The sequence below is a fragment of the Bacillus sp. TH25 genome (genome assembly GCF_016650935.1).
GTDB classification, from domain to species: domain Bacteria; phylum Bacillota; class Bacilli; order Bacillales; family Bacillaceae_G; genus Bacillus_A; species Bacillus_A mycoides.
Map to the genome: position 1 here is coordinate 1 of NZ_JAEKEU010000032.1, position 9,713 is coordinate 9,713.

Consider the following 9,713-nt stretch of genomic DNA (forward strand, 5'->3'; position numbering starts at 1 on the left):
ACTGAATATGAAATAAGCTTATTATTTAAATCGATAGAACTAGCGGTTCGGCGGGTATAATTGCTGATCCAAGTCGAACAACTTAATCCCGTTTTTGGTCTGTTCGGCTTGGCGAAAGCTAAAAACCCGCCGAAAAAAGTTTTGCAAGGACAATATCAAAAAGAGAAGGCGATAGCCTTTAGGTGAGGATTAACGAACCGACTTTTTGATATTGAGGGTGGAGATTTTTGAGTGATTTTCTCAAAAATACAACCCGTTCCTTGCGGAACTTTTAGCCCTATATATAAGAGTGAGAAGAGCAAAGTAAAGAAAGTCAGTAATATCAAGGGTTTATAGAAGATAGGGTGTCAAAAAAAAGCGACACCAGTGTCAAAAAAAAGTGACACCTAAAAAAAGGTAAATAAAAACAAAAAAAAGAATGCAAGAAAATTTTTGCATTCTTTTAAAATAAATAAATGGGTAATTTATGTTTTTTCTTTCCTTGATCTTCAATTTTAAAATTTCTTAATGAATCCCTAAAAATATGTTGAGTGGCTTTATCTATTCCATCTTTAGGAGAGCAACACATAACATTTGGATTTACAAACCATGTACGACTAGTACAAACTCGTCCATCTTCAGTTGTAACACCTGATTGTGCAACTGCTAATACTCCTTTTTTTAATAAACCATTCATGACACTAGAAATACTTTGACGAGTCATTTTAAACTTTTCAGCTAAATATGTAGGTGATGCTGGATTATTTGTCTCACGTTCTACAAGAACATTGGTTTTAAATTCTACAGATGAAGTTAATTTGAATAAAAAAGCTTCTTCCTTACTGCTTAGATAACCTATTTCAATCAGATAATCTATATTATCCATTATAATTTGCACAAATCTCACCCGATCTGTAGGTTTTTTCTTTTTACCTATGAAATATTCTTCCCCACCAGACATTTTACTTAACATCTGTAAAAGCATAGCTCTTTCTTCTTCCGAATAACCACCAGTTTGCAACTGGTCATAAATACTATCAATCTTGCTATCTCTTATTTTCGCTTTTTTTTCAGCTTGTCCAAAATCTATAACTTTTGTCATAAAATAATTCTCTCCCTTAGTGGAAGGAATCAACTTTTATATGTTAGAATGTATATAGAATATATATTGGTTGATTCCAACCTTATTAAGAAAAACCGCCTGCCGTCCAAAGCATGGGCGGTTTTTCTCGTTTATACGTCTTTCTTTATAATAACATGAAACACCTTGTTAAAGCTTTCCATCTCTTACAAAAACACAACATTCGATCCTCTTTTTCTGCTTCAAACTCATACAATTCAATGCTTTCATCATTATCAATCCTATCTTTCCCTATCAAAGTTCCGATGTTTGCTTATTTCTCTCTTATGTTCACGTTCAAATTGATTATCTATTCCCTTGCTATCCAATTCATTTTTAATAATCCCTCTAAACACCTTAAATTTCTCTTTAAAAGCTTTTTTCGTCTGTTGATACAAAACTCTTATATTCTCCTTCAAATCCTTTATATGAATTTTTAATGAGCCTATTTCAGTATTTAATTTTCTATTTTCCTCTTTCAACTCTAAATTTATCTTTTGGGATTCTTTTAAAGAATCATACAAACTATCAACTTGACGATTTAGTTCCCTATTTTCTTTTACCAAATCAGTATTCTGCAAACGCTCATAATCTTTTTTTACAGTGACTGCTGCAGTTATCAATTCTTCTACTTTTTCGAGTTGCTTTGGAGAAAAAACATAATTACCTGTCTCTTTCTCAATGATTTCCGGTTTACCAATTAATTTTGGTTTTACCTCTGTCTTGATCTCTTTCTTTTTGGTCTTTAACGTAATTTTATTATTAGGTAATCGCTTGCTTATCTCGTTAAATTGATTCTCTATATTAGAAACTGCTTCAGCATATTCCTTGTATTGACGGACTTTCATGTACTTATGTGAACCTACATTAGCACGTTCAAAATTCGGAATATTCTCTTTAGTCAATTGCTCAATATAGGCCGTTTCTAATTCTCTCCAATGTGCAATTAACTTTCTTCCCGTTCCCTCGACACCTTGTTGTTGCAAGGCTCTATCCATTCCGACACGCCTCGTTAATCCTCGACTACTTTCGAAATTCGGTACATAGTTAATATGTAAATGCGGATTCGCTTCATCATCATGTAAAACCATGTTATAGACTGCTAGATTTGGATTTCGCCCTTGAAACGCCTCTGCATACTGTTTTAACGCTTCTTTTTTAGCTTCCCTATACTTTGGGTCATCTTTACCCTCTCCAACCGCTACAACCAATTCTCGTTGCTCATGTGTCTTTTCATTTTTATGTATTTTGTCATAGTAGTCCTGGATCTTACGGTCATTTCGTTTTTGCTTCTCATTATACTTGTCCACCACTTCTTGAAAGACATCCTTGTATACACTTCGGATATCCTTTTGAACAAAGTAGATATTCTCGTCTAACCTGGATGGATCGATGCCAGGATTCCCATAAATGTTTTCTCTGTTATTATGGCTTAATGAACTTTGGTGAGATTGATTAAATGAGATAGAGAACAACATAAAGTGCCACCACTTCCCCTAGATTAATTGATACAATAAGTCTAGCAAGGCGACGAAATTGTGTCAATTGACGTAACCCTATACGTATTTTGACACTACGCATCAAAATCAATAGGGGTCTGCGACGCTTTTCGGCGTTGCCGAGCCATGCTTAGCATGGCAAAAACAAACCTTGGGCTTTGCCCAAACCCACTGGGGAAACATTCCCCAGACCTCCTCAAAAACTCCCCCAACCCCCTCACTTTTTGAGGGGGCTCCCTCGCCGGTAGGCAGGGTCAAACGGGGGTACCGTTTGACAAACCACAAGAGGGTCTGGGTGTAGTGATTATATCAACTCCTTAATGCTCACTTCGTTCCGCTTACCGTTGACATAAAATACTTAATGTTTTTTATAACTTTAGTTTTTTATAACTTTAGTTTTTTATAACTTTAGTTTTCTAACAACTCTCGATGTAATACACTTAATGACCCATTAGGATTATTCTCTATAAAGCCATCAAATTCATAATTAGTATTTACTCTATTTTTCATTAAATATGGTTGCCATAATGAACTAGAAACATTCCAATCTATTAATTTCAATCTTTCTATCTCTGTTTCCCAATCAGAAAACCAGTTCAAATCATTCTCAGATTCTAAAATTATAGCCTCATGTAAATATAAGGCTAAAGCTGTTTGCAAAGCTTCATGCCCTAATACATACTTTCTAACATCTCCAGGATCAGAAGGAAGTATATTAAACAAGATAGTAAAGAATTTCTCTAGAAAAACTAACACTTCATCATAATTTTCTTTAAGCAATTTTTCAATCTTCTTAGAAACTTTTTGAACTCTACCAAAAAGAAAATTCATAATAAATATTTTTAAACGAGCACTAGTAAAAAATGAAGTACTAGTAGGTCTTACTATCCTACTTTTATTAAATTCTACACCTACAACTTGCAAAGGCTTAGATACATTATAAAGATCTCTTACTAAAACTCTTGTAATATCTCTTGTATCATATTTAGTTACTAATGACATTGAAACACGCTTAGCATTAGAATTAATATCAGCAAATAAATTCTTTTCATCATACTCTTTTAAATTAAAATAAATTTGAGCCGTTATACTACTATTTAATATATCATCTTTTCTTCCACGATCTTCCGAACGTTCTAAAAGGTCTTCTAATCCTTTAATACGATGTTGTCCATCTAATACTTTTAATTTTGATCCCAAAGGGATAGTTAGCTCTTTTGTAACCATATTATATAAATAAGATGGATCCTCATCAAAAGAAAATATAAGAGAAGGTAAAAAGATACCTACTTCAGAATCATACGAATTAATATAAGTAGAAAGAGGTTTTAACCTATTATAATTTATATCTCTATTTACTGATTTATCAATACTATAAATATCAAGGACATCTCTAACAAGAATCTGGGTAGTCATCATACCTTTGTTACCATTTATGATATTTATTATTCCTTTTAATTTAGTTTCAAACATTGATAACTACCTCCTTTTTTTGGGAAAACTCATTTAATAAAAGATCACAAATTTGCGAAGTAGTTCTAGTACCTATATTAATTCTATATTTTTTATTTTTAGGATTATAAGGAATACCTACTTGTTTAAATTTTTTATTCTTATGTGACCAATCAAATGGAGAAACAATTTGATTGAAAAATTCCTCCATATTAAAATTATCGTTTTCTTTTTTTAATATAAATATTGCTTTAGCAATTCCTTTTAAAACATTTTGATTCATAATAATATATTTATTTCTATTAAGACTTTGATCCGGAGCATACTTTATTAATAAAGTTAAAAAGTCTTCTATATTTTTTCTATATAAATCATAATTTCCAGGGTTCAATTTACTATTTGTCCCCTTAACAACAATAATAGCCTCATTTAATGTAAGTACTAAATTATATAAAACAAAAGCTGTCATCAACTTTGTTTGTGTTGATTTCGCTCTAATTTCAAATTTATCTGAAGAAATAGAAGGATGATTGTAAATAACACTTTTAACTAATTTCCCACATAAATCATTATCCTTATACATAACTAATAAAGTATTACTAACTGGTGAAGATTTAGTGTTAACATCTGTAAATAATTGTCTCTCTTGTTCTGAATTTAAATTACTAAATATTTGAATTGTAAGAGGGAATTTCTTCACATAATCTAACTTTCTTTTATCTTCTAAATCATTACTTGTTTCTAATCTCTTTATTATCATTTCAAAAGCTTTTATTCTATGCTGTCCATCTAAAATAACCATTCTATCTTGAGTTCTAATTGAAAATTCATTAGTCAAAAGATTAAACTTTCCTTTTCCTCTCGCAGAAAAAATCAAAGGTGGAAAATAAATATCATTTCCATCTAAACCATACTGAATATATTTAGAAATAGACGAAACTTGCTTTTCAAGCATGTCACGCTGTACAGAATTATCAATCTCTAAAAATTTTAAAACATAGTCAACTGTACACTGTAAAGAAATTACCTTATGACCAAATTGATTTCCTTCAATTCCAAACATTGTTAAATAATTAGTAGAATCATCAGATACACTCAATAAATTCAATTAAGAATCCCCCTTTAAAACAAATAAATTTCTCTTTGTCATATAAATTTCTCTTTGTCGTCTTAATTATAACAAAATTCTGTTTTTTTCGCAGTTAAAAACACACATGAGAATTTCAGAACTTTTCTTATCCTTCAATGTAAACTTTTAAATATTAGTTTACATTCATTTCCCTTTAAATATTGACTTCACACCAATTCCCCTGATATCCTCAAAATACATAACAAAAGTATACATTCAAAACACTATAAGTAAAGAAGATATTGAATCATAAATCAATATCTTCTTTACTTTCAAAAGGACCTGCTCAATTAATACGTAAAAACATAAAGTAAAGTGAATCCGTTAAAATACATGAGTGACCCCGTGTTTGATCCTCTTATCTGAAGGAGGAAGTATTATGGGATTTGGTGGTAGTTGTGGTAGTTGTGGAGGCGGCGGCTTTGCTGGAGGATTTGCTTTATTAGTTGTATTATTTATTTTATTAATCATAGTTGGAGCTTCTTGTTTCTGCTAAAAAAACTATCAGAAAGGACACTCTTATAAGAGTGTCCTTTCTTTATGGGCAAAAAAAACCAATATATATTCTCTACACAACCAAAGTTACCATAACACCACTTATCAGCAGTCCATGTATCTCAAAATCTATAAAAAAATCCCTTCAGATCTTCCTTCTAAAGGGATTTTTCATTCACATAATCTATATTATCAGTAATTTTTATTTATCTACTTTAAAATACTCTGGATGTTCTGCTTTCATAGATAAAATGTTACCACACTCCGTGCAAACATCAGCAATCACTCTTGAAAATTGATTAAAAAGGTTATTCGTACTAATAAGTCTTAAACATGCTTGGGCATTTAATGAATCTTGCCCGATTTCTCTAGAACCACAATTAGGACATTTCTTATTCATTTTCAATTCCTTCTTCCTAAGATTTAGTTCACATAAAATCCAATTATTAGTAGTATCCCAAAAAGCTCAGAGTTCTCATATAATTCTAAGCTTTACTTTTGTATTCATTTTCCTATATTTTTTAGAAGTGACAAGAGATAATTAATCAAATTTCAAAAGATTATTTCCAAAACTCATACCATTTCTTATCTTTACTTGCTGCAATCATCTTCTTAACTTCCTGGACTTCCCTTATTGTTTGCATGAGCATTTCATCGCGTCTCTGGTTCTTCGCTACGTCTTCACTAGTATTCGTCGCTATAAGCGTTTGGGATTCCTGTATCGTTTGTATAGCGCTCAATAACTCTGATTCTCTTTGTGCGAATCGCTGGTCTTGTTCGACTAAACGTTTGCTTAATTCTTGTAGTAATTCATTTTGCTTTTCAATGACCTCTTTTTGATCTTGAAGCATCGTCTGTAGCGTTGTAGCGCTGAAATCCGGTTCTTCATAGCGCTCAATTTCGTGTCGCTCTAATGGCAATACCTCAACGCCTTGATGCCATGATACTATTTGTTTTGTGGCGTTTTCTAATGTCATGTCTGTGTCGTTCTTTAGATTGATAACCTTACGAAACACCATTACATCACTTTCTCTATACTTCCTATGCCCACGTTCATTCTTTATGAAAGTATAACCCTCTTTTTCTAGTACATCAGCATACTTACGTAATGTACTAGATTGGATACCTAATTGCTCTGCCACGTCGCCAGGACTATATAACGTCTTCATAGCGTCTCACCTCAAAAATATATTCGCTATAGCAATGATATACCCTTTTTCCTAATAATTCACGTATCACTTGTTTCAAATTCTTAACTCCCATAATCTTTACATAGATAATTTGTATAGTTCATATTACAGACCCAATCTTAGGAACACATATAAATTTTAAAATTGAATACTCATTACATCTGGATACCAGCATCAAAATCTTTTTTATTTATACAAGATTTTATGCAAAAAAAGAATAGAAAGGATCCTCCGGATCCCCGCTATATCAACCATGTATAAAATCACGTATAAAAAATAAATAGACATAGAGACAAAAAGACTTGTAAAATCAAGGATTCTATCAAAGTATTTACTACCGATAATGAGACGTTATGTTAACTTCACATGAATACGATATACAACCAAAATCAAACAACATATCATCTTTTTAAAATGGTAAAATAGGGAAAAAGAAGAAAAGAAAAAAGTAAGGGAGGGACATAAGTGAAATATATTAAAGGATTGTACATATCACTTATATTGATGGTGTTTGTTAATTTGCTTAATACTACAATATTTGATAATGAATATTCAGGGATAACAATGTATATCTCTTCTGTTATATTCGTAATTGGGAGCGCATTTTTCATAAATGCAAAACGACTTAAAATTAGTGAGAAAAAATAAAACAAAAAGTAACTTTCAATAACGAAAATTATGTAAATAAGCTGTCCAAGTGGACAGCTTATTGTTTTTTTTTGCTTAGCGTACAAAATTCGCGTTTTGTTGGCGGTACCCCATAATGCTAAAATTATGATTTCTAACGTCTTCTTTTTCATTAAAAGTTAAGCACCCCAAATCCCCTTAAAAAAGTTGTATTCGGAATATTGTAACAAAATCAAAAAAAGACCCTACAAGAGGGTCTTTCATCAGCTAATATTAAGCTATTTGAACATTAGTAGCTTGTGCGCCACGTTGTCCTTGTTCTACTCCAAACGTTACACGTTGTCCTTCGTCTAAAGATTTGAAACCGTCGATTTGGATAGCTGAGAAATGTACGAATACGTCTTCTCCACCTTCACGCTCGATGAATCCAAAACCTTTGTCTGCATTAAACCATTTTACTTTACCTTGTTCCATAATTGTTGCCTCCTAGTATGGATACCCACACATGTGTTACTACCCTTGCTCAAATACCTTAGACGAAAAACAAAATTTATTCTTAATCTCAAACCGAACAAAAATAGGTCATTCTTAGATTAACATATTTTCTAAAAAATAGCAAATTTCAAAAATAAGTCCTTATGGTAACTAGCCACTAATAGTGGTTGCTGGAGAAAAAGTCACTATGATAGTCATCACAGCAAGAAGTTGCCAACGGATCTCGACAATATCATTGATTTGATTTTTTTCAGACATTCAACAATTGATAAAATTAGCTATTTTCGAGTTAAATTTTACTTCTGATAACGAATTCTATGTAAATAAGCTGTCCATATGGGCGGCTTATTTTATTTTTTGCTTAGCATGGTTTTTTCCAAAATGCTGGCGGTACCCCATGCCCATCAACTTAAGAATTTAAAATCCTCTCTCCAAAAATAAGTTTTTTGTTAGAAGTTAGCACAAAATTTCGTTCTGGGGATACTATAAAATTTTAACTTGATAGTGATGTGGAGGTACCCCATATAGTAGTAGATGCGTTGAGTTTAGTAAAAACTATCTGATATACATTGAATCAGGTACAGACATTAAATAATAGAAAAGGTCGCCTACTATTCCACTAGTAAAAATAATAAATCCCATATTGCGTATGCCTTTAAGTTTTGACCGTAATCCAATGAATGCCGCTAGTAGCCCAGTTAAAGAAAATAGAATCCAGTATAGTTCGGTTGGAATGGGAAGATATTTATCTCCATCAACCCCAATACCCCAAAAAACATAAGGCAGTACGACAAAGAAAACGCTGAGTAATCCCATTACACTGGCTAGTAATTTATGATATTTAACACCAGTAATAATTAGATAAATCCCACCGACAAAACCGCACAATACAAGATAAGGTACATAGAGAATCCAAAGAAGACTCAAGATGATCATATGTAATTTCCTCCTATTTATTTTCGCTCATTGTAGTTTTAAGGGGTTATTTGATTTTCTGAATCTGTTGCTAATTTATTAAGTTGATCTAGTGCTTCTTCTTGATCAAACGAATTAAACCAACGGTAATCATGTTTGTCTAAAATACGATAATGCTGACTAATCAGATTTTGTTGTAAACGAAAGTTCCCTTTTTCTTGAATCTGTTTCCACCAGACTTTTCCTCCCAATGTTTTTTCTTTGAAGTTGCTAGTTCTATTGTGGGCCATTGTTTCGATTACTACTAATGGATCATCCCCAAGAGAAGACTGTAAAACCTCACTATCCCTAAACAATGCACAAATAGCAACGGTGTTAGTCCAACCTGCATTCGTTCTCCCTTTCTCAATTTGAACAAGCGTTTTTTTTGAAATGCCGAGAACTTCAGCCATTTTATCCTGTGTATATCCTTTTTCAGTACGTATTAACTTTATTTTCGTTGAAATGAGTTCAATTGTAAGCTCCTTATTCACTTTCTCCCCTCCAAAAGTAACAAATGTTTTATTTAGTGTAATTTTACACTAAAATCAATCCGTTTTCAACTCGCCCCCTAAATCTTGTAAGAAATAATTGAATAAGCCATAAAAATGGTCATTGCACAGTTATCCATGAGAAGTTAGCTCGTTTTGAGGATATTTGTATTTCTTAGCTTGATAGCGATGTGGAGGTACCCCTAAAAGAGGTTTTCCCCTTGTTTTTGGGTGTGAGTGCTGGCTGGGGGTTTGGGGGCTAGCCCCCAGGAACTTAACGTA

Annotated in this window: 11 protein-coding genes; 2 read left to right on the plus strand and 9 right to left on the minus strand. The window is 32.3% G+C overall.

Annotated features, from left to right (window positions below; genetic code table 11):
• Positions 1-442: 442 nt before the first annotated feature.
• From JFT89_RS14980 to JFT89_RS14995, 4 genes are all read right to left on the minus strand, one after another.
• Positions 443-1,081: a MarR family transcriptional regulator gene (locus JFT89_RS14980; RefSeq protein WP_002188106.1), complete on the minus strand. Its 639-nt coding sequence runs from the start codon at positions 1,079-1,081 to the stop codon at positions 443-445.
• 260 nt (positions 1,082-1,341) lie between these two features.
• Complete coding sequence (locus JFT89_RS14985; RefSeq protein ID WP_201040307.1) at positions 1,342-2,577, minus strand: plasmid recombination protein; 1,236 nt, start codon at positions 2,575-2,577, stop codon at positions 1,342-1,344.
• Positions 2,578-3,006: 429 nt separating this feature from the next.
• Positions 3,007-4,071 (minus strand): DNA sulfur modification protein DndB, encoded by a 1,065-nt coding sequence (locus tag JFT89_RS14990; protein ID WP_201040308.1) that lies wholly within the window; start codon positions 4,069-4,071, stop codon positions 3,007-3,009.
• Complete coding sequence (locus tag JFT89_RS14995; RefSeq protein ID WP_242488411.1) at positions 4,064-5,158, minus strand: DNA sulfur modification protein DndB; 1,095 nt, start codon at positions 5,156-5,158, stop codon at positions 4,064-4,066. The genes JFT89_RS14990 and JFT89_RS14995 overlap by 8 nt, the downstream gene beginning before the upstream one ends.
• Before the next feature lie 400 nt (positions 5,159-5,558).
• On the opposite strand from JFT89_RS14995, the gene JFT89_RS15000 reads away from it, so the two are divergent.
• The gene (locus JFT89_RS15000) at positions 5,559-5,675 is read left to right on the plus strand and encodes a YjcZ family sporulation protein (protein WP_002069235.1); all 117 of its coding nucleotides are present in this window, start codon (positions 5,559-5,561) and stop codon (positions 5,673-5,675) included.
• A 201-nt stretch (positions 5,676-5,876) separates the two neighbouring features.
• On the opposite strand, the gene JFT89_RS15005 is transcribed toward JFT89_RS15000, so the two are convergent.
• Both JFT89_RS15005 and JFT89_RS15010 read right to left on the minus strand, forming a co-directional pair.
• Positions 5,877-6,074, minus strand: a complete 198-nt coding sequence (locus JFT89_RS15005) for a hypothetical protein (RefSeq protein WP_172555814.1) — start codon at positions 6,072-6,074, stop codon at positions 5,877-5,879.
• 160 nt (positions 6,075-6,234) lie between these two features.
• Positions 6,235-6,843 carry a DUF3967 domain-containing protein gene (locus JFT89_RS15010; RefSeq protein WP_201040309.1) on the minus strand — a complete coding sequence of 203 codons (609 nt, stop codon included), beginning with the start codon at positions 6,841-6,843 and terminating at the stop codon, positions 6,235-6,237.
• A gap of 486 nt (positions 6,844-7,329) precedes the next feature.
• On the opposite strand from JFT89_RS15010, the gene JFT89_RS30670 reads away from it, so the two are divergent.
• Positions 7,330-7,512, plus strand: coding sequence for a hypothetical protein (locus tag JFT89_RS30670; RefSeq protein ID WP_016121227.1), 183 nt, complete (start codon positions 7,330-7,332; stop codon positions 7,510-7,512).
• A 252-nt stretch (positions 7,513-7,764) separates the two neighbouring features.
• Here JFT89_RS30670 and JFT89_RS15015 read toward each other — a convergent pair whose 3' ends face one another.
• The 3 genes from JFT89_RS15015 to JFT89_RS15025 form a co-directional block, all read right to left on the minus strand.
• Positions 7,765-7,965, minus strand: coding sequence for a cold-shock protein (locus JFT89_RS15015; protein ID WP_000434815.1), 201 nt, complete (start codon positions 7,963-7,965; stop codon positions 7,765-7,767).
• A 576-nt stretch (positions 7,966-8,541) separates the two neighbouring features.
• Positions 8,542-8,922: a hypothetical protein gene (locus tag JFT89_RS15020; RefSeq protein WP_002188104.1), complete on the minus strand. Its 381-nt coding sequence runs from the start codon at positions 8,920-8,922 to the stop codon at positions 8,542-8,544.
• 38 nt (positions 8,923-8,960) lie between these two features.
• Positions 8,961-9,434, minus strand: coding sequence for a helix-turn-helix transcriptional regulator (locus tag JFT89_RS15025; protein WP_002188105.1), 474 nt, complete (start codon positions 9,432-9,434; stop codon positions 8,961-8,963).
• Between the last annotated feature and the right edge of the window lie 279 nt (positions 9,435-9,713).